The organism is Gluconobacter sp. P1C6_b, assembly GCF_018811945.1.
GTDB lineage: Bacteria > Pseudomonadota > Alphaproteobacteria > Acetobacterales > Acetobacteraceae > Gluconobacter.
Genome location: NZ_JACRVU010000026.1, coordinates 1 through 25,458, shown reverse-complemented (window position 1 = coordinate 25,458; position 25,458 = coordinate 1). Strand labels below are relative to the sequence as shown.

The window sequence follows — 25,458 nt, the reverse complement described above, 5'->3', positions numbered from 1 at the left end:
ATCTAGGAGGAACCCCGGATAGGACCTTTCAAAGGCGAGTTGAAACAGGGCTTAACGCCCTGTTTCAACAATGAGATTGAGATGTGGCTCAACGACGGCGCATGTCCCCGGCGGCAATACCGTCGTGGCATCCATCTGTTCGATGATCGCCGGCCCGGCGATTTCATTCCCACTCCTGAGCAGACTGCGTTCATAGATCGGGCACGACACAAAGCCTTCCGTCTCAGGGAACCATACGTCGCGCGCGCCTGTAATGGCGGACTGCGCATCAGGTCCGGCATCCGGATGAGACGTGAATGCGGCTTTTTCCACCTTGCCGGTCGCCTCGATACGGAAGGTCACGAACTGAACCGGATCCGTCTGTGAGGCAAAACCGTATTGCGCTTCATGCGTCGCAATGAAGCTGCGGACCATGTCGGTCACACTCTCATCACTCATGGCATCGATCGAAACCGGCATGTCCACCGCCAGTTCGTAATTCTGCCCGACATAGCGCATATCGGCGCTCATCTTGAGCCCGCGATCTTCCTCACGGACATTTTCCTGAGAGAACCAATGGTTGGCCTGTTTCAGCAGGGCACGGAAGATCGATACGATTCCCGTAGACATTCCCGGATGCGCAACCATGATCTGCGTGCTTGAGAAATCTGCCCGGAGGTCCGTCAGCAACAGACCGAGTGCACACATCACACCGGGTGTCAGCGGGATAATAACACGCTTCATGTCCAGTTCCTGCGCCAGACGCACTGCATGCAGCGGCCCCGCCCCGCCCAGCGCCATCAAGGCATAGTCACGCGGATCATGCCCCTTCTGCACACTGATGACACGCACGGCGCGCGCCATATTGGCGGTCACAACCGAAATGATTCCCTGCGCTGTCGCCATCACATCCATGCCGAGCTCTTTGGCCAGAAGACCAATGCGCTCCATGGTCAGATCCCGCCGGATCGCCATACGGCCACCAAGCAGGAATTCCGGATTGAGCGTCTGTAACGCAACGTTGGCATCGGTTGTGGAGGGTGTGAGGCTGCCCTGATCATAGCAGACAGGGCCAGGGAAAGCGCCGCAGCTCTGGGGACCAACCTTCAGCAGTCCACCATTATCGCGATAGGCCAGCGAACCGCCCCCTGCACCGACCGTGTGGATATCCAGCATAGGCGCCTTAACGGGATAGCCATGCACTTCCGCTTCCCCGGTCAGCCGGCAGGTGCCGTCCTTCAGCAGCGCGACGTCCGTGCTGGTTCCCCCCATGTCAAAGGTGATGATGTTGGGGATTCCGATGACGCGACCGATGGCCTGTGCGGCGACAACACCGGTGGACGGCCCTGAAAGAACCGTTCGTACCGGCAGAGCCCGTGCCAGATCAAAGCTGATGACACCACCATTGGACTGGGTGATCCGCGGCGCAACCGAGAGACCAAGCTCCAGAAGACGCGTACCCAGACGGGCAATATAGGCTTCCATGACAGGGCCGAGATAAGCGTTCACCGTCGTCGTCGAGAAGCGCTCATATTCACGGAACTCAGGGGCGACCTGATAGCTTGCGCAGGTAAAGGCCTCGGGAAACTCCTCCCGGACGATCTCATAGGCACGGCGCTCATGCTCCGGCTTTATGAATGCATACAGGAAACCGATCGCCACCGCCTTGACGCCTGCTTTTTTAAGGGCGCGTGCCGCATCGCGCACGCTTTCCTCATCAAGCGCAACTTCTACCGTACCATCGTGCCGCACACGTTCCGGCACCTCGAACCGCAGGGCCTGAGCCACCAGGGTTTCCGGCTTGTCTTCCTGCGTATCATAGAGGCTTGGACGCTGCTGGCGGCCAATCTCCAGAAGATCACGAAAGCCATCCGTGGTGATGAACCCGGTCAGCGCGCCCTTGTGTTGGATGAGCGCATTCGTGCCGACAGTCGTCCCATGGCCCAGAAAGCTGATATCCGAAGTTTCGGCCGAAACCGTTTTTAGCCCTTCGGTAATGCCGGTCAGAATTCCGCGTGACGGATCATCCGGCGTCGAAGAGACTTTCCAGATCGCAAACCTTTTCGATTCCGCATCATAAAGACAGATGTCACAGAACGTTCCACCAGAATCGACACCAAGTCTCCACGCCATTTTCCGCTCCGCTCATTGATTGCGTCGTGATCTGTTCACGATACCCACCTCTTTCGGCACGGAATAAGACCCGTTTTGAAATAACAGCTATGCCAAGACACGCCGCAAAGAGTCATGGCACGTCTTGTCATCGATAAAAAACGACCCTGTTTTCAGTTCGAGGACGAAAAAAGATGGTGCCGAAGGTCATTCCCGTAAAGTCGGATGAAAACCTGCCCGAAGCTGTCGATATCGTCGTGATCGGCGGCGGCATTATCGGTGTAACGACCGCCTTTTTCCTGGCCCGTGCAGGCGTTTCCGTCGCACTCTGCGAAAAAGGCGTAATCGGGGGTGAACAGTCGAGCCGTAACTGGGGCTGGACCCGCGTCATGGGGCGCGACGAGCGTGAACTCCCCCTTGGAATGAGCAGCCTGAATCTCTGGCGCGAGATGAACAGACTGACCGGACGCGAAACCGGCTTCCGTCAGTGCGGCATCCTCTATGCCTGTGACAACGAAAAACAGCTCGACGAATTCCGGAACTGGAAAGATATCGCCGACCGGTACCAGATCCAGACGACACTCATGGATGGTGCCCGGACGGCCGAAATGGCCGCGGGATCACAGCGCCCCTTCCAGGGTGGTCTCTTCTGTGGAACGGACGGCCGGGCAGAACCGACAATGGCTGCATCAGCCGTAGCCGAAGCCGCGCGGGAGCACGGTGCGGCCATCCTGACGCACTGTGCCGTCCGTGCCCTGGATCGTCAGGGCGGTCGGATCTCAGGCGTCGTGACCGAACGCGGACGCATCAGGTGCAGCACTGTTGTCCTCGCTGGCGGGGCATGGTCGCGGCTTTTTGGAGGGAATGAAGGTCTCAACCTTCCCTCTCTCAATGTACTTGGCAGCGTCATGCGCGTGGACAATGTGGAAGGCGCTCCGGAAGAAACGGTGGGCGGCAGCGACTTTGCCTTCCGGCGCAACATCCAGGGCGGCTACAACATCAGTCGCCGGAACGCGAGCGTATCGGAAATCACCCCGGATTCATTCCGTCAGCTGCGCCAGTTTGCCGGCTCCTATTTGAAGAACCACAAGGAACTGCGCCTGCGTCTGAGCCGGGCGTTCCTGGACGAATGGAGAATGGAGCGTCGCTGGACAGCCGACAGTGTCACGCCTTTCGAAAAGATCCGGACACTGGACCCGGAACCGTCACACGGCCTGCTGGAAGAAGCCGCACGGATCATCAAACGCGATTTTCCGCCCTTCAGGACCATGCGTGAAGTGGAACGATGGGGCGGGATGATCGACGTCACACCCGATGCCGTACCCATCATCGACCGTACCGAGAAAATTCCGGGTCTGATTTTGGGAGTGGGTTTCTCCGGTCATGGCTTCGGCATCGGACCAGGAGCCGGAAAGCTGTTGTCCGAGATCGTCCGGAACGTGACGACCTCTGTTGATCCGGCCCCCTTCAGCTTCAGCCGTTTCCGCTAACCCTTTCTGCCTTCTCTCAATATCCTGACGACGCATCGGAGATCCTGAATCATGACCTCTTTCCAGCGCATCGCCCTCGATCCTGTCACCGTCGAAATCATCGGAAGCGCACTGGCTTCCGTCGTGGAAGAGATGGGCGAGGCTCTCGTCCGCACCAGCTATTCAACGAACATCAAGGAGCGCCGGGACTGCTCCACAGCCCTGTTCGACCAGTTCGGCTACACCCTGTGTCAGGCCGAACACATCCCGATGCATCTGGGATCATTCATCGAATTTATCCCCCTCGTCATGGACCGTTATCCCGCAGACCAGATCGAACCGGGCGATGTGTTCATCGGCAATGATGCCTTCGTAGGCGGCGGCACGCATCTGCCCGACATCGTGCTGGCCGAACCGATTTTCACGGAAGGTGCGCTCGTGGCCTGGGCCATCAACACTGCCCATCATTCGGATTTCGCCGATCGGGGTGATGCCCACATCTTTCAGGAAGGCATTCGAATCCCGCCGATCAAGCTCTACAAACAGGGTGTTCTGCAACAGGACGTGCAGGACCTGATCCTCCTGAACTGTCAGGTACCGGACGAGCGCATCTCCGACCTTCGCGCCCAGATGGCCGCAAACCGGCTCGGTGTCAGCCGTTTCAAAGGCCTCTGTACGAAATACGGCGTGGATGTCATGATCAGCGCAGGTCTGACCCTTCAGGATTATGCCGAACGCAAGATGCGCGCGGGCATCGCAGCCATTCCGGACGGCACCTACACGGCCTCCGACCTGTTCGAGACCATCGACTATCCCGAGATCATGGAAATCGGCTGCCTGATCACGATTACGGGCGATGAAATGACCCTCGCCTTTCAGAGCCCGCCGCAGGTCCGAGCCAATCTCAACATGACGCGTTCGGCTCTGTTTGCCACCGTTTATTACGCCATAAAATCGATCGTTGATCCCACAATCCCCCCGAATGCCGGTCTGGCCCGCCCGCTCCACGTCGAAGCTGAATCCGGAACCCTGCTCTGCTGCTCACTTCCCGCCGCAGTCATGGGACGGATTTCGACGTGCCAGCGTGTTGTTGATGTCATCATGGCAGCACTGGCCCCTGTCTGCCCCGAAAGCATCACCGCGGCGACCAATGGCTGCGTCGGCTCTGCAACCTTCAGCGGAACACGCAAGGGCAGCAACAAGTTCTGGATCTATCTCGAGACCATCGGCGGTGGTTCCGGTGCGCGCTACAATAAGGATGGTCTGGACGGCGTTCAGGCGCATCTGACCAACACCTCAAACCTGCCTATCGAAGCGTTGGAGACGGAATACCCGCTGACCCTGCTGCGATACGAACTGGTCGAAGGCTCCGGCGGAAACGGCAAATTCACCGGCGGCAGGGGCCTGCGTCGCGTTTATCGGGCAGAAGAGGAGTGTTATGTTTCCACCAGCATGTCCCGCCTCTCGACGGCGCCCTGGGGCCTGAATGGCGGCGGTCCAGGTGGTATGGCACAGGTGAAATGCACGGCGCCGATGGTCCGTGGCAATGCCACGCTCGCCCCTTCGGATATCGTGGAAATCGTAACCCCCGGCGCAGGCGGCTACGGAACACCGGACGTTCTCTGACCCAAACGAGAAGATCACCTCATGTCGGAACAGTACTCTCCCCTGCTCTCCAAGCGCGTTGCCCTGATCTCGGGCGCATCCCGGGGGATCGGCCGCGCCATTGCGGAGCGTCTTGCAGATCAGGGCTGGCGCATCAGCGCCGGCATGCGGGACGTGGATGGAAGCTGGCTGACAGTGCCCCATCTGACCTGTCAGTATGATGCTGCGGACCCGGCTTCGGAAGAGGCCTGGGTGACAGAAACGATACGTGTGTTCGGCCGGATCGATGCCGTGATCCTGTCAGCAGGCATCATGATCCCCGGGTCGATCCTTGAAACCGACGACACCGATCTGGATCGCATGTTCCAGATCAACGTCCGCTCCCCCACACGGCTGGTCCGGGCGGCGTGGGACGCCCTTGCGGCTGGTGGCCGGGGGCGCGTTGTGCTGCTGTCCTCAATGTCGGGAAAACGCGTCAAATCCGCGCGATCGAGCACTTATGCCATCACGAAATTCGCCACGTCCGGCCTTGCCGCTGCAATCCGGCGCACAGGCTGGGACAGCGGAATTCGTTCGATCGTGGTATGTCCAAGCTTCGTCGCCACAGACATGACGCAGAACACCGCAGGCTGGACAGCGCAGGACATGACTCAGCCTGCCGATATCGCTGTCATGGTCGCAACGGCACTCGACCTGCCCAATACGGCCAGCGTTTCCGAACTCTGCTTCACCTGCCAGAATGAAGACATGGCCTGATCGCAGGACAGGGGGCAATCAGAGCCCGCCGTCAGGACAGGAACTCGATATAACTCCTGATTTTCTCGACGATCTGGCCTGTCTCGTGGTCAGACAGTTCATCCGTCGGTTTGGCAACGGTCACCGCCGCCCGGCACGTTCCGTCTCCTTCGAGGATGGGCAGGGAAATACCGGATATGCCCTGGATCACTGCGTTGCGCCGGGAATCGTAGCCAGCCTCACGGACATGATCCAGAAGATCCTGCAATGCTTCAAGGTCAACGTTCAATTCCTGATAGCGCGATGCATTCGCCTGCAGGATCGCCAGCTGATTGTCCGGGTCCTGATTCGCCAGAATGACCGTGCTTCCCATGCCGTAACCGAGCGGCAGACGCCCCCCCAGCCCGTCATGACCCAGAACGGGCAGACGGCTGTCCGTGATGTACATGTCGGTAATGATCGCATCCAGACCCGTCCGTTCAAGCAGGAACGCCGAGGCCTTGAACTCCCGCCCCAGCAAGGCGAGATAAGGCTTCCACTGCCGGATACGCTCCACGGGACTTGTCCTGAACCGTCCCAGCGCCAGAGCTGCGGGGCCGAGACGATAGCGTCCCCGCTGTGCGGCCTGCACGACCAGACCATGTCTTCGCAAGGCCTGCAGGGAGCGGTGGACGGCCGATTTTTCTGCTGAAACAAGCTCGGCCAGTCGGCCCAGCACCAGCCCCTGCGGCCCATGTTCGTTCAGAATCATGAGAAGCTGCGCGGCGCGATCCGAGTTCTGGGAATACTGCGTCTGTTTTGCAGCGGGGGCGTCCTGTACCGGCGTCTTTCGCGTCGATGCTCTCTCCTGGACGAACGACACCGATGTTATCACGCTATGTTCCTTCAATGGGGCGTTCCGGATGCGTGCCTGAACAGCAGACCGCGCCGATTATCCCCGCAATGAATGGCAGAAGAAGAGCCATGGACCAGCTTCCTGTCATCCTGACGATATACACCATGACGATTGGCGCAACACCACTGGCCGCATTTCCCCAGAACGTTGTCCACCCGGCCACGATCCCCGCCTGCCCGGAGGTCAGGTCCTGAACGGAGGTCCAGATGGAAATCTGGCTGAGCCCGGAACATCCCAGAGCAAGTCCGAAGATCACGATCATGCCCGTCACATTCTGTACATGATCGCCAACCAGAACCAGCGTACCGCAACAGAACGTCCCGATCATGCCCATAGGCGTCCGGGCCTTCCACACGGAACCCGTCCGCCTGAGCACAGCATCCGCAATCATGCCGCTCAGGAAAACCGAAACATAAAGGAAGGCCCATGGCAGGGAATACAGCCATCCCATCGACGTGAACTGAAGATGCCGGTGATCCATGAGATAGAACGGCATCAGCGTCAGGAAAAAGGACTGGATGGTCAGCAGACACATGTAATGGATACCGATGTACCAGAACTGCCGTGAGCGCAGAAACCGTCTTATGAGCACACGGTCTGCCGCCGGCTTCCCGTCTTCGACCGTCGGCTTCTCTGTCGCCGGGCGATCACGCATGAAGATGCTCCACAGGCAACTCCAGATCACTCCCCCCACGCCAAAGACGTAAAATCCCAGTTTCCAGGAGTAATGCGCCGTCATCTGCGTCAGCATCGGACCCCCGATCACCGATCCCAGATAGAGAAAGCCCAGCAGAACCGCATTCGCCCGCGCCCGCCGACGGGGCTGGAACCAGTTGTTGATGGTCACAATACTTGAAGACCAGTCAGGAGACTGACCGACTCCCATCGCAAGGCGGATCAGCAGAAAGCTGGCAAATGAACTGCCCATGGGCGTCAGGATCGTTGCAATCGACCATGCGAGACAGCCAACAAACAGGCACTTCCGGGGACCGTAACGGTTCACCAGGGCGCCGGCCGGAATCTGAAGCAACGCATAGGTCCACAATACGCTGGCAATGATGATGGAAATCTGGACAAGGGAGAAGCCGAATTCCGCCTGTATCCGGGGTGCTGACAGCGTCATGGCCTGACGGTCCAGCGACATGAGCAGATTGATCGGCGCCACCAGGGCAAAAAGGATGACCCAGCCAGCGCCCCACGACGCCCGGACAGGCCGCATCCCGAATTCGTCGACAAGACCCGCGTCAATTTCGCTCAAACCGCCCTGCCTTCCCGGTCGTTCCCCTGCCATGTTGGTTCCCTTCCGAAACGTTCATGACAACAGTATGCAATTTCCTGATGTGGGACCAGTATATCAGTTATACACCCGCACCGGCCGTCAGAACGATTTACCTGCAGTTTTTGAATAACAGCTATGTGTTGGATTCCGGCGCCCTTCAGAAGATGCTTTCCAAATCGCAACGATAACAACCCCGCTCCACCGATCGTAACCCGCTGCGAGCCCTGAAAACGGAGATCATGTCAGTGGCATCTTTCACATTCTCCAGACGCCTGTCGGCAACCACGCTCCTGTTTGCGGCCAGTGCGATGTCCCCCATAGGCGCACAGGGTGCCACCCCCTCCGCGAAGAGCGTCCGGACTCACAGCGGACATAGTGCTCCCCCCGCCTCCCATCCCGCACCTCGCAGAACGCCAGGCGCGCTCAAGGTGCAGTCCGATCCTGAACAGATCCATGTCTCCGCCGGACGGCGCATGGCAGGCGGCTTCATGAAACGTCAGGTCGCCCCGGAATCCACAAGCTCCATTACGGCGGCTGCCATTGCACGCAAATCAGCCATCGCCTCGCCATTGCAACTCGTCTCCACCCTGCCGGGCGTCAACTATGGCACGCAGGATGCGTTCGGTCTGAGCATCCGCAACACGATCAGCGTCCGCGGCTTCCAGCAGACCCAGTTGGGTTATACGATTGAAGGCGTGCCGGGCGTCGATCAGGCCTATTACAATCCGTATACCGAGAGCTATGCAGACAATGAAAATCTGTCTGACATAACGCTGATTCCCAGCACCTCGCGGATCAACGACCCAGTTCAGTCTTCCTCGGGTGGTGAACTGATCGAGACAGTACGGGATCCTTCAGAAAAAGCCGGTGGCATGATTTCCTATGCTGCGGGATCCTACCGCTCGCAACGTGTATTCGGACGGCTCGACAGCGGCTATATCGGCCATTCCGGCATCCGCCTGTTCGGTTCCGCATCCTATACCGCCGCCGACATATTCGCGGGTTCCGGGCGCAGCAACAAAACACATGTCGACTTCAAGGCGCTCAAGGAGTGGGGCTCCATCGGACGCAGCAGTCTATTCGTCTCTTACGATGCCTGGAAGAATGCACGTAGCAACCCCTATACGCTCGCAGCCTATGAAACTGGGGCAAAGACGAACAATAATTTTTCCGTAGGAAACTATGCTTCCAGCTATGTTCCGGGAGTGACAACCAACTACTGGAAGAACTATCTTTATCACCGTAACAGTGTTCTGATTTCATTCCAGAACGAATTCTTGCTTGCGCGTCACCTGAACCTGCATATCACGCCCTATTTCCACTGGAACTTCTCCAACAGTCCGGGCCAGACTTCACTTAACCCCGACTCTCTGTATTCGGGAGACCAGCGCGTCACTCTGGATACGTCCAACCTGACGCTCGTCAACGGACGCGTCAACGGTCTGGCAAATACGGCGCAACGCGAATACGAAACAGGCGTCAACACCTATATCCAATATGATCCGATCCACAGCAATCACCTCATTTTCGGTTACTGGTTCGATCACTGGAACATGGACGCGACATCCGGGGTTACGCCTCTGGACATTACCGGAAACGCGTCCAGCTATATGGGCAAGGACCTGCTTTACGCCACGAATGGCAGTCTCATCGCGGGCGCCAAGTATCAGATGTCCACGATGATCAACAACTTCTACGTTTCGGACACGCAAAGCTTCTTTGACGACAAGCTGAAGATTACTGCCGGCGTGAAGGAGATGATGTTTTACGTCTCTGGCACCAACCAGCTCGCCGGACCACAATACCATTTCTCTCAGGCCATCACGCAGCCCATGCCGCGTGTCTCGGTTTCATATAATATCAACAAGGAAATGCAGATCTATATCAACGGAACAACCAACGCACGGCCTCCTGTTCCGCTGTCGACCTATCCCAACATTTACAGCACCGCAACGGGGGCCATCTCCCAGAGCGGCTCGAACAATGCCCGTATGGAATACACGATCAGCGAGGAGCTGGGCTTCCGTTACTACGGCGCTTTCAATTTCGACGCGGCATTTTTCAACGCCAACCTGACGAACCACCAGGTCACGACCCAGGCCTTCATCAACGGGGCCTCAACCAACACCGCCATCGCGGCAGGCGGCCAGACCGTACGCGGCGTGACGGCAGAAGCATCCCTTCATCCCCTCTACGGTTTCGCGCCTTATGTGAACGGGCAATATCTCCATTCCACGATGGACAACAACTTCAACACGGCCTCGGGGACACTGCGCACTGCCGGAAAAATCGCGGTTTTCAGCCCGAAATTTATGGCTAATGTCGGCGTGATGTACACAAAGGGACCATTCTTCGCCAACGTAACGTTCAAATATGTTGATTCCCAGTACTCGACCTTCATGGACGATCAGTCGATGCCTGCCTACAAGACTGTCGATCTGGGGCTGGGTTACCATTTCCCGAAATGGTTTGTCCTGCATGAGCCAGTTCTTCGTCTGAACTTCATGAACCTGACGAACAAGGCCTATCTTGGCGGGATCAGTACTGTCACCACCAATGCACGCCCAACACGCGCCACGAACGGCCAGATCGTCGCAGGCTCGACCCCCGCCTACTTCCTCGCCGCCCCCATGACCTTTGTCATCAACATCTCGTCTTCCTTCTGAGTGAAACCGGGACGCTTCACCCCGGGATCAGAACAACATTTTACGCGGCCCTGCGAGGAACCCTCGCAGGGCCGCGTTTCATTTGATCCGGGCGGCAGATAACCGCGTCCTAAATCGCCGGACGCATCGCTTTACCAATCAATCGGGATCGAACTGTGAGGGCCTTTTGACAATTACATGGCATCACGCCTGCAAGAAGACGTGATGCCATAAGGATCCTGTCACTTTCAGACCGTGTCCGTACCTTTCTGGATGCTTATGTCGTCCAGCCGGCTGACCGCACCGTCCTTCCGATGCGCCAGCTGCCAGACGATGACGCCCATTCCCCCCAGAACACACACAACAAGCGAAACAGTGCACCATCCGCCAGAACGGGCGAATATCATTTCATATCCAACCGGGGCAGCCGAAGAGGCAAGATTTCCTGCCAGAGCAACCGCCCCGGCCGCGATAGCCGCTCCCCATTCAAAACGCTGCACCTGCGTCCAGGTCAAAACCTGACAAAGTCCGATGGACAGCATGCACACGGCAAACAGCCCCAGACACATCACGATATTGCTACACAGGATACCGCCCCCCAGCCCCAGTGCGGCGATAACGATTGCGGTGCATCCCATATATGTCTGCTGTCGCAGTCCGAATGATGGGTAGGCCTTCTTCAGACTTCTGATACCCGCGCCCCACCCGATCGCTGCCACATACAGAACCAGCCAGGGCAGCGAAAAGACATGACCTGCCGTCGTCGCACTCAGCGCGAAACGGTTCATGACGAAATGGGAAAAGGTCACGTGAAAGAAGCTCTGCATACAGCAGACGATGCCGTAAAACAGGGCAACCGGCATGACACCGAGTAACCTGCGAATGTCAGGCCGTTTTCCGGAATTCACGTCTTCCCTGACCTGCCGGGGCTGCTCCAGCGATGCCCCTCCATACAGCACAAACACGAGGACACTCACGGCCATTCCCACCAGTCCGAAGATCTGGAAACTGCCTCGCCAGCCTGCGAACCCCATAAGCCAAGCAGTCAGCCATCCGCTAGCGGAATAACCAATGTACAGAGATCCAAGGAGAACCGAATTTGCGGCTTCACGGTCCTTTTCTGAAAAAAGAAGCTTCAGGGCAAGAATCGACGCCACCCAGTCCGGCGCCTGACCAATCCCAAGGGCAATCCGAGCGGCCGCGAACTGCCATAGGGAATGTGGAAGCCCGGTTGCGAGCGTCGCGATTGACCACAGCAGGCAGGCCCCGAAAAGCGCCCAGCGAACACCGATCTTTTGAACAAACCATCCCGCTGGAAGTTGCAGAAAAGCATAGATTGCCGTTGCGGTAGTAATCAGCGCCGCCATCGCAACGGCACCAATCTGCAGATCTGCACGAACGAGGGGAGAGCATACGGTCAGGGCATTTCTGTCGACACCCAGCAGAAAGTTGAGTGGCGCAATAATCAGCAGGAGAGTGGCCCATCGGTTCACGAGAAGTCCTGACCGTAGCAAACTCATGAAGTCCCTCCAGAAAAATGGTCTATTACACGCTCTGTTTTCAGAAATCCGTGGATAGGTTCATCATGACGCCGAGAGGAGCGGCCATATAATACGCAGGCGTACCGGCTGCGATGGTCGTACCGTAAACGCCCCGCATAGATTTCGCTGTACTAACGACTGTTGCGACGGAGCTGAGATAACGGACATTGGTCAGATTGGTGAAGTTCAGACTCAGCGTCGCATTATGCAGTGGCCCGTAAGACGGAAAATGATAACCAAATCCCAGATCCACCGTCTTGTAAGCCGGCATGCTTTGGTTGTTCATGAAGGTTGAATACTGGGAATCAACCCATTTAAAGGACAGATTGGCGTAATAGGGGCCATGCTGATAATTCAGGCCAATATTGGCCATGAACTTGGGAGATTGCACGGCAATCTTGCCAGCCGTGGGCAGGGCATCATTTCCGACCTTGAAGTTATTGTCCATCGTGGCATGCAGGAACTGTCCGTTCACATAAGGAGCCAGTCCCCAGTATCTATGGCCGGCAATTTCAGCCGTTACACCCCGCGCCGTCTCACCCCCCATGGAAATAGCCTGACTGACCTGCGCCCCATTGATGGAGACAAGCGTCGAAACCTGATGGTTCGTAATGTTCATATTGAACAGGGCCAGCGAGAAATTGAGTACGCCATGATAGCGAAAACCCAGTTCCTCGCTGATCGCATATTCAGGCTGCTGGGAATCATTCCCTACCTGGGACAGCTTACCCGTCGAGACCGAATACAGGTTGGGGTAAGTATTTGCCGGCATCGGCACACGCGTATTGGTCGTCGCGTTCAGGTAGACCTGCATTTCCCGATTGGGCGCATAGGACACACTCAGCCGCGGCATCGGACGACTGAAACTGGCGGCATAATGATACTGTGACCCCGGCGCCTGATTGGTGCCCGAAAGGTTGAACAGCATTTCCTTGAAACCAGCAGCCACCTTCAGCTTGTGGTTCAGAAGATCCTGTGAATCAGTCACATACAGGGAATGAAGGTTGTAGGATTCCTGATAGTGCGACCCGGCGACCATGTCGCCATCAGTCGTCTTCAGAACATATTTTCCAAAGTCGTTTTCTGTCTCGCCATACTGGTTCATGGGCGCCAGTCCACCAAGCGTCGAGATATTCCAGTGTTCAAACCAGTACCCGACAGTCAGACGGTTCGTATCCGAAACATCATAATCACCGTACAGATTCATACCCGTTGTGTAAATATTCTGAAGTGTATTGGTCATGGCCGAAAAACGAGTTTTCCCGGCATCGGTAAAATAAACTCCGTCCGTATTGACCAAAACCTTCTGGTTCCCGTTGTAGATGCTGCTCGTTGACAGCGCTGTCTGCCCCGCAGCATCGCTCTTTTCCCATCGCATGTATGGCGTCAGATGCAGACGGAGCCGGTCCGTGACCTGCCACCAGTTCTGAAAGGATGCCATGACATCCTGATACTTGTAGATATTCGGCTTCCAGTAATCCGTCGTCTGCCCGGGAGTATAGGTTCCCGAATAATTCAGCGCAGAAAAACCGTCAGCACGGTCATTGGCACTTTCCCAACCCGATAGGGTTACAGGCTTGGAGCGTGCGATGTACCAGTCGTCAAAAGAGAAAAATAGTGAACTGCGCGCCTTGTCTTTCCACTCCTTGACAGCCTTGTAATCAATATGGGTGCGATGACTGCGGCCACTTCCCGAAAAATTGTCAGAGCCGACGTAGGAATAGGAACCGAACATCTTCAGCCCCGTATTGCCAATATAGCCGGAATCCGCGCGGACAAAGACGCGCTGCGCCCGATAGGAACCGGCCGCATAACCGATGTGACCGCCCATTTTGTCAGATGGGTCGCGGATGGTTTCGATCAGTTCGCCGCCTGTCGCCGTGGCAACAGGATCGTACAGGCGGGACGTTCCCTGAAGCACCGTCAGATCGGACACGTTCTCATTATCGGCCCAGGTCTCGATATAGGGCTGGTAGTAAACCATATCGATACCGGGCATGCCTTCGACAACCCAGCCGATTTCCGTCTGGTTCAGACCGCGGATATTGAAGTTCTGTCGGTTCGACAGCCCGAAAGTATCGGACGTACCATAATTGACGCCTGGAAGATTCTGGATGATCTGTAACGGACTGGCTGCTGCGGCCTGCTGCGCGATATAGGCGGCCCCCACCGAACTGCGGGATTCCGGCGCAACCTGTTTCTTGAACCGCCCACCGGCAAACCGCGCCACAGCATGAACCTCGACAGCCTCGGCATCTCCCGAAGCGTTGATACCAGCAGAAGACGAAGGTTTTTTCTTCGGCTTCTGTGCCGCAGGTTGCGACGCCGCCTGCCCGGATCTGGAGTGGCTGCTTTTCCCGTGCGCTTTCTGCATCTCCCTTTCGGCAGCCAGAACATCTGACAGCGGACTGAGTATCGAGCAGCCAAGCAACGCAAATGACAGACAAAGACGAGAACGAGACACTTCATTTGGTCGAAACATCGGTCTTTACTCCTGGATCATTTGATATTGTTGTTATTTCGCAACACTAAAGCCACAACAAACCACCGCTCTACTCAGAACTCAGCGCGTTCTGCAGCCTGCAGGATATCTCCATAATCACGGAGAGCCTGCTCCCGCGTCAGCACTCCGTTTTTCAGGTCCAGCATAAGCGCCGAGACAGGCCGAATTTTTGCAGAGCCGAAGCCACCCCCGCCGGGCGTCGTAAAACGCACGGTGGTCCCGGCATCCAGCACCAGTCCATCGACCTTGGACGACATTTCCTGCACAGCCCCATCCCGTTGCAGAACCAGCGCACCGACCTGCCCCGTCCCACCGCCATGCACCCCGTCAGCACCGAATTTATGCGAGTCAGAACGGACCGAAAGCACGGTCTCATCAGCCAGAACCCGCAACTGCCGGACAATCCCCAACCCGCCGCGATAATGCCCGTTCCCGCCGGAATCGATCGCCAGGCCATACTCCTCGACCAGTAGCGGAAATTCGATTTCCAGAACTTCACTCGGCATGTTCAGACTGTTGGTGACGTGCACCTGAACGGCATCCATGCCATCATGACCGGCGGTTGCGCCTGCGCCGCCCCCGATCGCTTCTGCATATACATAATACGCCCCGCTACCGGGATGTCTGCCGGAAAGCGAGATTACGGGAAGCACATCATGACTTGAGGCGATGACCTGCCCGGCCGGAAGCAGACCGCGAAAGGCTCCGAAAACCGCCCGGGCGACTTTCTGGCAGGTAATACTCCGTGCTCCACAGGCCGCAGGGTAATCCGGGGAGACGATGCTGCCAGGCGGCGCCGATATCGTTACGGCGTCAAACAGGCCGCTATTGGGCATCAGCTCCGGATCGAGCAGCGTTTTCACGCAGTAATAGACCGAAGCCTTCAGAGCATTCCTGCTGACATTCATCGCACCGACGACCTGCCTGTCAGTGCCGGTAAAATCGACATGCAGCTTTCCGGCCTCGTGCCAGACAGTTACCACGATCCTTACGGGGCGGCCTTGTCCCGTCCCGTCGTCGTCCAGTCGGCTTTCAAACGAACAGCGCTTTTCAGGCACCGCAGCGACATGCCGGATCAGGCGATGCGACGTATAGGACAGCAGGTCCCGCACCGCAGCACGGACATTCACGATGCCCATCCGCTCGAACAGGGCGCGTGTCTGCTCCGAGCCCAGCCGGTTGACCGTCACCTGAACACGCAGATCGAGCGCCCGCTCATCCGGAAGGCGGGAATTGGCAGCGATCACGGCCAGCAGGTTCCCGTCCACTTCCCAGTCCCGAGCGATCCGAACGACCGGGATGCGAATTCCCTCTTCAAAAATGCTTTTTGCTCCGGCCGCGATCGAGCCGGGAACAATGCCCCCTACATCCGTGTGATGCCCGATATTGGCGACGAATGCGACGACACCCCCCTCAAGGAAGACGGGCGTAACAATGGCGATATCCGGCAGATGCGTCCCGCCAGCCAGATAGGGATCATTACAGATATAACTGTCACCATCGCGCATGTCGGCAATGCTGACACAGGCCAGTGTCGTCTCCAGAGCCCCCAGAAGAGATCCCAGATGCAGCGGGATATGCGTTCCCTGCGCCAGAAGATGCCCCTCCGCATCGAAGATGCCGACTGAAAAGTCGCGCCTTTCCTTGATCTGTGCGGAAAAGGACGACTTCATCATGTGAATCGCCATAACTTCGGTAATGGACAGCAGGCGGTTGCTGAACACTTCCATTTCAACGCTATCAGCGGGTCTCGAAACCTCGTTCATCATGTCTTTCTCCCCTGATGGCTGCATCAGAATTCATCGTCGATGATGATGTTTCCGTAGCGGTCGATGCGCCCGGTCTGACCGGAGAGCAGAACCGTGGTCGAACTCATTTCCTCAAGGATGGCCGGGTCGATGATCATCTCACCAGCCGCCAGAACATCACGCCGGTAGACGTTCAACGCCTGCCATCCAGCCGGCCCCAGATAGACCTCGCGTCGTTCCTTGAACGCCTCGGCCAGCGACTTGCCGCCCGTCAGGAGAGCCGGACTTTCCTTTGCGATCGTCCCGACAGCCTGAACGGCCACGCTCACGATCACGACCTGACGGTTCGGGAAGCATGTTCCATACGCCGCCCTGTGCGCGTGATGGAACGCCTCGCGGAACGCCGTCACTGAAGGGATCGGCGACAGATCCACGCTGACCGGAATTTCATGGTTCTGCCCGACGTAATACGCATTGACCGTCGCATTGAAGACCCGTGCGGAAGCCGCAATTCCTTCGGTCTGCAACCATGCGTCGCCCCTGCGGACGAGAGTTTCGAGGGTCTCGATCGTGACCGACCAGCCATCGTCATCCGCACGTTCCAGAAGCGTCCGGGAGAAATCGAGACTGATGTCCGACATCAACGTGCCACGGGCACACATCGTGCCGGGTTCGCGTGGAATGATGATCCGCCGGATCTCGGCCTCGCGCGCAACCTCCGTCGCATGAAGAGGGCCGCCGCCACCAAAGGCGAAGAGCGCGAGCTTGCGGATATCATGCCCCTGCTCGACCGTAACGGCGCGAATGGCACGCGCCATGTTCGCTGCGGCAATCCGGATGATCCCATAGGCAGCTTCGTCAAGCGAAATACCCAGCCTGTCCGCGAGATTCCGCTCGACAGTCCGGCAGGCGGCGTCCCGATCCACCGGCAGTCGCCCATCCAGAAGAGACACGGGATTGAGGCGGTTGAGCACGATATTGGCGTCAGTGAGCGTCGGATTGTCGCCGCCCTTGCCATAGGCGGCCGGCCCGGGAACGGCACCCGCACTGCGGGGCCCAACCTTGAGTCCCCCGCTGGCATCCACATGGGCGATGCTTCCGCCGCCCGCACCGATCACCGTAATGTCCACCATCGGCAGCCGGACAGGGGGCCCGGCAACGTCGCGGCTTCGCGTAAAGCGTGGCTGACCGCCGGAAACCAGCGAAACATCCGTGCTCGTCCCACCCACATCAAACGTAACAATATCCGGCATCCCCGCCAGCGACGAAACGATCGCCGCACCGATCACACCCGCTGCCGGACCAGAGAGGCATGTCGCAACAGGAAAACGCTGGGCGGCCGCCACTGGCAGCAGACCACCATTGGAGTGGATCGTCATCGGCTCGACACCAATACCCAATTCACGCGTATCGGCGCAGAGATGGTCAAGATAATGCGCCATCTTCGGGCCGACACAGGCATTCAGCACCGCGGTCGATGTGCGTTCGAACTCACGGAACTCAGGTAGCACGGCCGAGGATCGCGTGACGTAGAGGTCGGGCCAGCGCTCGCGGATATAATGCTCCGCTTCCTTTTCATGCTCCGGCGCGCGGTAACTGTGCAAAAACGAGATGGCTATGGCCTGCACCCCATCGGTCAGCAGGCTTTCAACCCCCCGCCCCAGTTCCTCCAGATCCAGCGGCTGCAGCACGTCTCCTGAAGCCGTCACACGCTCGCTCACCTCAAGACGATGACAGCGCTCCACCACCGGCTCGGGCTTTTCCTTATGGAAATCATAAAGATAAGGCCGCGTCTGCCGACCGATCGCCAGGACATCCCGGAAGCCCCGTGTCGTGATCAGACCCGTGGTGACGCCCTTGCCCTTAATGATCATATTGGTGGCAACAGTGGTTCCATGCCCAAGATACGCGACCTTCCCGGCCGCAATCCCCCGTGTCTCAAGGATCGTTCTGATCCCCGTCAGAATGGCTTCGGACGGATCATGCGGAGTGGAGGGTGTCTTGAAATAAGACAGTTCTCCACCATCCGCCTCCGAGACCATAAAATCGGTAAACGTTCCGCCGACATCTATTCCTATCCGGACCATGGGAACCTCCGCTGATAGACTGTTTTCAGTATTCGGCTTCTTTCCAGACATCATGCGAACCTCAGACCAGAAGACGGGCGACATCGAAGGCGCCGATATCGTAATGGGACCGACCGTGCATGATGCAGTCGGCGATGATCTCCCCGACCAAGGGAACAAGCTCGAACCCGTGACCGGAAAATCCGAATGTATGGAAGACACCAGGAGCACGTGCGGACGGCCCGATGACCGGCAGAAGGTCTGGCGTCTTTCCTTCCAATCCCGTCCAGGCCCGCACGATCTGGACATTCCGGATGGCCGGAAACAGCGTCTGCGCCGCTGCCGCCCCCCGGGCCAGGGCACGGAAATCAACCTGCGTTGACCCCTTTTCCAGATCGGCCCACCCTTGGATCCCACCGCCGACAACCAGCGTTCCCTGCGACGACTGCTTGAAGCTCAAGGGCCGGCCGACCGTGCTGAAAACCGGTCCGAATGCCTGCTGTACCCGCTCGGTGACAAACACCATGGACGCCTTGTACCCAAACCGGATGGCCTCACCGACCATCCGGCAGACCTGACCGCCCCAGGCGCCTGCCGCATTGACGACATGGCGCACGGACCAGTTTCCGGCATCCGTCACCACGCGCCACCCGCCAGCATCAGGTTCAAGCGCCATGACGGAGATCCCTTCGCGAATAACGGCCCCATACCCTTCGGCAGCCCCGCGGAATGCGGCAATTGTCCGATGGGGATCAGCCGCCCCATCGCGACGGGCGATGAGCCCCCCGACACAGTGCTCACTGATCATGGGGGCCAGCCGACGCAGTTCCCGGGGATCGATCAGTTCTTCATGATGGAATCCGAGGTCACGCGTCCGGGCAGACCGGGCCGCCAGTGCCTCCATCTCGGCATGACTTTCGGCAACCTTGATCTGACCGCCCGCCCGAAAGCCGCAGTCATCCCCGACAAGCGCATCCATCCGGTACCACCGCTCCAGCGCCTCAAGGGAAAGGGCAATTTCCGCCGGATCACGCCACAGGGTCCGGACACCCGCCGCCGTTGCGCCCGATGCCCGCCGCCCGATCCATGACCGTTCGAACAACACGACGTCCTGCCCCCGCTGCACCAGAGCCAGCGCACAGGCCAGACCATGCAGCCCCCCGCCGATCACGGCCGTCGTGGCCTGCCCAGCCTTCATGACGAAAGACCTTCATCTGCCAGGCCGGCCAGATCGCAGAGCCGGACCGGTTTCAGGGGTGGCCGCACCCGGAAGGGCTGAACATCACTCATCTGACGTCCTTCGGCAGCGGCAATCAGGGCCGCCACGGTCAGGCCGCACTGTCGCCCCTGACAGGGTCCCATTCCCGCCCGGGTAAAGGCCTTGAGCTGGTTCGGGCCCACGCTCCCCGCAAGCGCCGCACGCAGATCGCGAACCCGCAGTTCCTCGCAACGACAGACGATCGTGTCATCATCCGGCGCAAAGATCTCCCCGCGCGGCCGGAAAACCCGATCCAGAAAAGGGCGCAGCGCCAGGGCACGCGCGAGGGCAGTCCGACAGTTCTCCTCGGTCATCCCGGGTTCAGCTGCGACTTTCCCCAACCTTTGCAGAATGCGCAGAGCCGACAGCCTGCCCCGATGGACGGCAGCCTCGGCGCCACCAATACCTGCCGCATCCCCCGCGATCAGGATATCGGGATGGCTGCACTCCCCCCATTCGTTCAGAACGGGCCTGTATGCGGCCTGGCCGGCATCCCATTGGATTTCACATCCGAGACTGCGCACCGTATGCAGTTCGGGCAGCACCCCTTCATGAATCAGCAGAAGAGACGTCCTGATCTCTTCCACCCGTCCGGCTGCCGTCCGGTAGCGTACGCCCTCAAGCCGATCCGTCCCCAGAGCCTGAAGATCAACAACACCCGGAACATAGCGTCCGGCACGATGGCGCAGCTCCGCATACCAGGAGGCGCCCTTGGCAAGCTCGCCGCTGCTCCGCAGGACAGCCCTGCCTGCGAGCCGCAACGACTCACGCAGCGGAGTGGAAGGCCGGGTATCGAGAAAACCCGCCACCGCTCCTCCCATTCTGACCAGCTGATGTGCATAGAGCAGCGCCAGCGGCCCACATCCCGCAATCCAGACAGCCTCCGAAGGAACGCTTCCGGGGTTCTTGAGCAGGATCTGCGCTGCCCCAACCGTCATGACCCCGGCCAACGTCCATCCCCGCAACGGAGCCGGACGCTCCTGCGCTCCTGTAGCGATCAGAACCAGACGCGGGGTGATCACACGTGTCCCCCCGGGGCCGGTGACATACGTCCCCAGAGTGGGCTCGATCTGCCAGACCCGAGTGGACGGCCAGTAAACCGCCCCACATTCACGAAACGCCCGGACTGTCGCCAGACCGGAGCAGTACTGCGCCCCCAGCGCCCTGCCGCGGGATGTCCCCGCATTCGCTTCGACCCCACGCCAGATCTGGCCTCCGGGGGTCGGCTGCTCGTCAACGACGACAACCTTCAGCCCTGCACGCGCCGCAACGATCGCAGCGCTCATTCCAGCCGGGCCGGCTCCCACGATCAGAAGATCCGGCTTCAGCATGACGGCCCCACCTTCCGTGGCCCCATCTGCCGCTCCACCTTCAGACCGTCCCGGACAGGCGTCTGGCACGCGCGGACCAGCCCTTCTCCCTCGACCAGCATCAGACATTCGAAACACACACCCATCATACAGTACGGAGCCCGCCGGGCACCGGAGACCGGTGTCGTCCGGCTCCAGGAAGCGCCCTCACGCAACAGCGCGGACGCCACCGTTTCTCCGATCCGCGCGATGACCGGATATCCGTCAATCTCGATCGTCACCGTGCTCTCCATCCTGCCCCGGTCATCTTCAAGCAGCCTGAACATCGAACCTCCTGGCACTGAACTTCTGGACGTCATCCCAACTCCCATATCCGGCGATGCGCTTCGCGAGACCGCGTGCGTGATAGGCCGCCAGCGTCACCCCCGAATGGCAGATGCAGGCATACGCTCCCGGAAACCTGGAACTGCGCTCGTAAATGGGTGCGATATCCGGCGTGATTACGCGTCGGCCGCTCCACTGACGGACGGCTGAAACGCGCGCCAGATCAGGAAATACCCTGATGGCGCGGGCCGCCAGACTGGCTGCCGCATTGGCCGTCGTTCCTGTGTCGCGGCCGACATTCTCCTTGGTGCCACCAATCATGATCGTGCCCCCGGCAGTCTGCCGGATGCGGTCGGACGGATAGGGCAACACAGGCCCCACACGCTCTGTCACGAGGATCTGCCCGCGCTGCAAGGTGAACGGCAGCGTCATGCCAAGCGGCTCGGCAAGAACCCGGCTCGCTTCCCCCGCCGCGATCACCACCCGGGCCGCGTGCACGACACTCCTTTTCAGATGCAGCCTGAACTGCCCACCGCAGACCTCGATCCCATCGACACGTCTTCCGCGATGAACCGTCCCTCCAGCATTCACAAATCCCTGTTGAAGCGCCATCAGAAGACGCAGCGGATTGACATGACCGTCCAGAGCGGAAAATGCCCCCCCGGTAACGTCTTTTCCAAGGCGTATGCCGGGATACAGACGTTCCAGTTCGTGGCGGGAGAGCATCCCGATTTCGGTCCTCTCCATCTGGCCTGCAAGTCTGGACAGGATCGTCTGCCGGGCTTCGAGTTCCTGATCGCCCAGACAGAACGTCAGTCCACCCGGCCCTGCGAACTCGATCGGGATTCCGCCTGTTTCTTCGATTTCCTCGGAAAAACTGCGCCATTCTTCGACCGCCAGCCGGGACAGACGCTGATAGGCGGGCATGCCCACACCCTTGCTCTGATACCAGACCAGCCCGAAATTCGCTTGGGCAGCGCGCGGTTCGCTGTCTCTTCCGTCAATCATCAAAACAGAATCCAGATGTGAAGCCAGACCATAGGCAATGGCCGAACCGACAACCCCACCCCCGATGACCACACAATCGAACATCACATCCAATCCTTTCGACACAAGAACGTTGCAGATTCGATTATTAATTGTCTAAGACCGTTTTTGACCCATCCCATTCCGGAAGGTTATGGCCGCGATGAAGCCCCTGAATTTCCGGCAGATCGAACTCTTCACCACCCTGATGGAACAGAAAACCGTCAGCGCGGCAGCCGTAGAACTGAACATCTCCCAGCCAGCAGCCAGCAAACTGCTCCGGCACTTGGAAATCGATACCGGTTTGGAACTGTTCGAGCGCGCAAAAGGCCGCCTGTGGCCCACTGTCGAGGCCAGAACACTGTATGAAGAAGTGTCCTGCCTTTATCACAGCCTCAACAAGATCGAAGATGTCGTCCATGCCATCCGGCGCCGCAAGAACAGGGAGCTGGTTATTGGCGTCCTGCCCGCTCTCTCAACAGGTTTTATTTCCCGGGCAGCCGCGCTTTATCTTGAAAAGAACGAGAACGTCTTTCTCAATATCGTTTCCCTGCCCTCAATCGACATCCTGCGTGGCCTTACCAGCAAGACGATTGATGTCGGGGTGATCGGCAGCCAGCAACTGACGGACGGCATCACCTGCGTTTCGCTCATGGAGCGCCCGATGGTCTGTATCATGCCTCGGGGCCACCCGCTTGTGACACAAACCATTATCACGCCGCATCACCTGACGAACGTCCCATTCATCTCATTCAGCGTGGAATCGCTGACAGCCCGGCTGGTCCGTGACATTTTCCAGCAGGAAAACGCAACGCTGTACATCGCCCATATCGTCAACACGGCACCGCTCCTGCTGTCCCTCGTCTCGGCGGGGCTGGGTGTCTCGATCGTGCATCCCTTCTATATCCCATCGGATGACACGAACATCATCGTCCGGGAATTCTCACCCGCCGTGAAATTCAAATTTCGCGTGTGTTACCCGGTTGAGAAGAAATCGGACAGTCTCACCCGCCGCTTCTCGGATATTGTGCGGCGGCTGGATTAAGCCTGAACCTGATGGCCGAACCGCTCCGGGATTGGCGGAGACCTAGTTCTCCTGAGAAGAAGGTTTCCCCTGAGGTCCGCGCCCGTGCGATGCGGCTGGTTCTGGAGCATGAGGGCGAGGTTGATACAGGCTAGCGGGCTGGCGTTCCGTCTGAGACTGCTCACCGGCTCAAGGCACTGGAGCGCGAGAACCAAGAACTGCACCAGATGAATGAGATCCTGCCCAAGGCGTCAGCGTATTTTGCCCAGGCGGAGCTCGACCGCCCATTCAGGAAATGACAGCGTTTCAGGATGCTGCAGATCGCCCCGTCGGCTTACTATGAGCGGCTCCGAAAACGGCCGAGCCAGAACGGCGATCGGCTCAAAGCAAGCGTGACGAGGTCCTTAAGCCCGAGATTTTTCGGGTTTTCTCGGAGTACTCTGGTGTCTGCGGCGTACGGAAGGTTTGGCGTAAGCTGTGCGGGGAAAACGTCCCGGCTGCCCGCTGCACTGTGGCCATATTGATGCGCGACCGCGGCCTGCAAGGCGTGATACGGGGCAAAGCGAAGCGTACAACAATCAGTGACAAGAGCGCTCCCTGTCCGCTCGATCGCGTCAACAGGTAGTTCAAGGCATCGGCGCCGAACCGGCTACGGATGTCGGACTTCACCTACGTCACGACCTGGGCCGGTTTCGTTTATGTGGCGTTCGTCATCGACGTGTTCGCCCGATACATCGTCGGCTGGCGCGTCAGCCGGACAGCGCATGCGAGCTTCGTGCTCGATGCGCTGGAGCAGGCGATCCATGCGCGCTGCCCGTCAGGAGCTAGGAACCTTGTTCACCACTCGGATCGTGACTCCCAATATGTCGCCATCCGCTACGCCGAGCGTCTGGCGGAGGCGGAGATCGGAACCGTCCGTCGGCAGCGTCGGAGAGAGTTACGACAATGCGCTAGCCGAGACCATCAATGGCATGTTCAAGGCCGGGGTGATCCACAGGCGCGGACCATGACGATCGTTTGATGCCGTGGAGTATCCCACCCACGAATGGATCGACTGGTTCAACAACCGCCGCATTCTCGAACCGATCGGCAACATCACGCCGGCCAAGGCCGAGCAGCAGCTCTTTGCTGCTATGGACCACGTCCCCATGGCAGCCTAATTTATGCAAACCGGTCTCCGCCAATCCCGGAGCGGTTCACTGTCCCATAATGCTTCCTCCCACTCACGTGAAAATATCACACCATCAAAACACGGGACTAAACACCTACAGCGGACATCACGATGCAGATTTCATGTCCCCGCAAATTTGACTGTCGGATTGAAGATTGGCAGCCAGATAGTCGACAAAGACACGCACTCTTTGCGGTATATAACGATTTGGCCCCATAAAGACGGCATGCACAGTCTGTGGCTCCCACGCGGCAAATCTTTCGAGAACAGGGACAAGCTTTCCCACAGTGAGATTTTCCTGAACCTGAAACAGTGAGAGTTGGGCGATCCCGGCACCCGCAAGCGTCAGGCGACGCATGCTTTCGCCATCGCCCAACAGGAGATTACCTTTCGGGTTGAAAATTTGTGGTTGCCCGTTTTTGTCGCGGAACTTCCATTCTGGCGAGTGCCATCGGAACGCGAATACCAGGCAGTTATGTGCTTCCAGCGCGTTTACTGTTTCAGGCGTGCCTTGGTTCGCCTAGGCTCAGGACCTATTAATTTATTGAACTGAGTGGGGCATTGTGATTCACAGTCTTATCGATGGAGATGAGGCTGTGAGTGACGTGTTTTTGCTGTCTGAGAGGCAGATGGAGCGGATTGAGCCGTTTTTCCCTCTGGCGCACGGAGTGCCACGCGTGGATGACCGGCGTGTTCTGAGCGGGATCGTTTATGTGATCCGCAACGGCCTTCAGTGGAAGGATGCTCCGAAAGCGTATGGTCCGCACA

17 protein-coding genes, 2 pseudogenes and 1 other annotated feature are annotated in these 25,458 nt (G+C 58.5%); of the genes and pseudogenes, 7 read left to right on the top strand and 12 right to left on the bottom strand.

The annotated features are described in order from the left end of the window. Positions 1-51 precede the first annotated feature (51 nt). On the bottom strand, positions 52-2,112 hold the full coding sequence (locus tag KP701_RS13730) for a hydantoinase/oxoprolinase family protein (RefSeq protein ID WP_215747526.1): 2,061 nt from the start codon (positions 2,110-2,112) through the stop codon (positions 52-54). Between the two features lie 173 nt (positions 2,113-2,285). On the opposite strand from KP701_RS13730, the gene KP701_RS13725 reads away from it, so the two are divergent. From KP701_RS13725 to KP701_RS13715, 3 genes are read left to right on the top strand one after another with little or no spacing between them, the layout of a single operon-like run. Beyond that, positions 2,286-3,581 (top strand): FAD-binding oxidoreductase, encoded by a 1,296-nt coding sequence (locus tag KP701_RS13725; RefSeq protein ID WP_215747525.1) that lies wholly within the window; start codon positions 2,286-2,288, stop codon positions 3,579-3,581. Positions 3,582-3,632: 51 nt separating this feature from the next. Then, positions 3,633-5,186 carry a hydantoinase B/oxoprolinase family protein gene (locus KP701_RS13720; protein WP_215747524.1) on the top strand — a complete coding sequence of 518 codons (1,554 nt, stop codon included), beginning with the start codon at positions 3,633-3,635 and terminating at the stop codon, positions 5,184-5,186. Positions 5,187-5,207: 21 nt separating this feature from the next. Then, a complete protein-coding gene (locus tag KP701_RS13715; protein WP_215747523.1) occupies positions 5,208-5,921 on the top strand; it encodes an SDR family NAD(P)-dependent oxidoreductase in 714 nt (237 codons plus the stop codon). A 31-nt stretch (positions 5,922-5,952) separates the two neighbouring features. Here KP701_RS13715 and KP701_RS13710 read toward each other — a convergent pair whose 3' ends face one another. Further along, the gene (locus KP701_RS13710; RefSeq protein WP_215747522.1) at positions 5,953-6,774 is read right to left on the bottom strand and encodes an IclR family transcriptional regulator C-terminal domain-containing protein; all 822 of its coding nucleotides are present in this window, start codon (positions 6,772-6,774) and stop codon (positions 5,953-5,955) included. Between the two features lies 1 nt (position 6,775). Next, positions 6,776-8,053, bottom strand: coding sequence for an MFS transporter (locus KP701_RS13705; RefSeq protein ID WP_215747521.1), 1,278 nt, complete (start codon positions 8,051-8,053; stop codon positions 6,776-6,778). Positions 8,054-8,319: 266 nt separating this feature from the next. On the opposite strand from KP701_RS13705, the gene KP701_RS13700 reads away from it, so the two are divergent. Beyond that, complete coding sequence (locus KP701_RS13700) at positions 8,320-10,740, top strand: TonB-dependent receptor (protein ID WP_371818986.1); 2,421 nt, start codon at positions 8,320-8,322, stop codon at positions 10,738-10,740. A gap of 227 nt (positions 10,741-10,967) precedes the next feature. On the opposite strand, the gene KP701_RS13695 is transcribed toward KP701_RS13700, so the two are convergent. The 8 genes from KP701_RS13695 to KP701_RS13660 form a co-directional block, all read right to left on the bottom strand. Beyond that, positions 10,968-12,239 (bottom strand): MFS transporter, encoded by a 1,272-nt coding sequence (locus tag KP701_RS13695; RefSeq protein ID WP_215747520.1) that lies wholly within the window; start codon positions 12,237-12,239, stop codon positions 10,968-10,970. Between the two features lie 40 nt (positions 12,240-12,279). Beyond that, positions 12,280-14,634, bottom strand: a complete 2,355-nt coding sequence (locus KP701_RS13690) for a TonB-dependent receptor (RefSeq protein ID WP_215747519.1) — start codon at positions 14,632-14,634, stop codon at positions 12,280-12,282. A 182-nt stretch (positions 14,635-14,816) separates the two neighbouring features. Beyond that, positions 14,817-16,532, bottom strand: coding sequence for a hydantoinase B/oxoprolinase family protein (locus KP701_RS13685; RefSeq protein ID WP_215747518.1), 1,716 nt, complete (start codon positions 16,530-16,532; stop codon positions 14,817-14,819). Positions 16,533-16,555: 23 nt separating this feature from the next. Next, positions 16,556-18,598 (bottom strand): hydantoinase/oxoprolinase family protein, encoded by a 2,043-nt coding sequence (locus KP701_RS13680; protein ID WP_215747517.1) that lies wholly within the window; start codon positions 18,596-18,598, stop codon positions 16,556-16,558. Positions 18,599-18,659: 61 nt separating this feature from the next. Further along, positions 18,660-19,775, bottom strand: coding sequence for an FAD-binding oxidoreductase (locus KP701_RS13675; protein ID WP_215747516.1), 1,116 nt, complete (start codon positions 19,773-19,775; stop codon positions 18,660-18,662). After that, positions 19,772-21,166: an NAD(P)/FAD-dependent oxidoreductase gene (locus tag KP701_RS13670; protein ID WP_215747515.1), complete on the bottom strand. Its 1,395-nt coding sequence runs from the start codon at positions 21,164-21,166 to the stop codon at positions 19,772-19,774. The genes KP701_RS13675 and KP701_RS13670 overlap by 4 nt, the downstream gene beginning before the upstream one ends. Continuing rightward, positions 21,160-21,471: a (2Fe-2S)-binding protein gene (locus KP701_RS13665; RefSeq protein ID WP_215747514.1), complete on the bottom strand. Its 312-nt coding sequence runs from the start codon at positions 21,469-21,471 to the stop codon at positions 21,160-21,162. The genes KP701_RS13670 and KP701_RS13665 overlap by 7 nt, the downstream gene beginning before the upstream one ends. Further along, a complete protein-coding gene (locus KP701_RS13660) occupies positions 21,455-22,561 on the bottom strand; it encodes an FAD-binding oxidoreductase (protein ID WP_215747513.1) in 1,107 nt (368 codons plus the stop codon). The genes KP701_RS13665 and KP701_RS13660 overlap by 17 nt, the downstream gene beginning before the upstream one ends. 97 nt (positions 22,562-22,658) lie before the next feature. Here KP701_RS13660 and KP701_RS13655 point away from each other — a divergent pair, with 97 nt between their 5' ends. After that, positions 22,659-23,540: a LysR family transcriptional regulator gene (locus KP701_RS13655; RefSeq protein WP_215747512.1), complete on the top strand. Its 882-nt coding sequence runs from the start codon at positions 22,659-22,661 to the stop codon at positions 23,538-23,540. An 11-nt stretch (positions 23,541-23,551) separates the two neighbouring features. Next, a pseudogene (locus KP701_RS13650) lies at positions 23,552-24,679 on the top strand (IS3 family transposase). After that, positions 23,773-23,835, top strand: a sequence feature (AL1L pseudoknot). Its footprint overlaps the pseudogene before it by 63 nt. 117 nt (positions 24,680-24,796) lie before the next feature. On the opposite strand, the pseudogene KP701_RS13645 reads toward KP701_RS13650, so the two are convergent. After that, positions 24,797-25,192 (bottom strand): annotated as a pseudogene (locus tag KP701_RS13645) (LysR substrate-binding domain-containing protein); the annotation flags it as partial. 94 nt (positions 25,193-25,286) lie between these two features. Here KP701_RS13645 and KP701_RS13640 point away from each other — a divergent pair. Next, on the top strand, positions 25,287-25,458 hold a 172-nt coding region (locus KP701_RS13640), incomplete at its 3' end, for a transposase (protein WP_215747542.1).